Below are 476 nucleotides of genomic sequence, written 5' to 3' on the forward strand. Positions count from 1 at the left end.
ACTCTAGCTGTGTATAAGAGACCACTACTCGACCATCCCGATCCAGCCCATCCAGCGCGACATGCAGACGCTCCACCTGCACGCGCTGAACCTGCCCAGCACCAACCTGGAGTTGTACCGCCGGATCCTGTGCGGCCAGGAACCCAACACCTTCTTCGTCTGAGCGCCACCCGAACCGCTGGCCACCCTGCACGGACGGTGGCCAGCGGTTCAGGCTCGGTGCTCCTGGCCGGGCCGCGCCCCCGCGCCCCGGCCGTCGGGCTCAGCCCTGGCGGATCTTGGCGGCGAAGGCGCGCAGGTCGCCGACGAACAGGTCCGGCACCTCAATCGCCGGGACGTGGCCACCCCGGTCGAACTCGCTCCAATGCCCGATGTTCGGCAGCCCGGGTTCGGCGAAGCGCCGGATCGGCTGCCCTACGTCGCACGCAAACACCTCGCCCCCCAACGCTAACGGCCGCGGTGGCAGCTCGGGCGGT

The 476-nt window shown here is 69.3% G+C and carries 1 pseudogene; it reads right to left on the reverse strand.

The annotated features are described in order from the left end of the window. Positions 1 to 262: 262 nt before the first annotated feature. A pseudogene (locus tag JMF97_RS30595) lies at positions 263 to 476 on the reverse strand (epoxide hydrolase); the annotation flags it as partial.

This window comes from Micromonospora fiedleri, assembly GCF_016774385.1.
GTDB classification, from domain to species: Bacteria; Actinomycetota; Actinomycetes; order Mycobacteriales; family Micromonosporaceae; genus Micromonospora; species Micromonospora gifhornensis.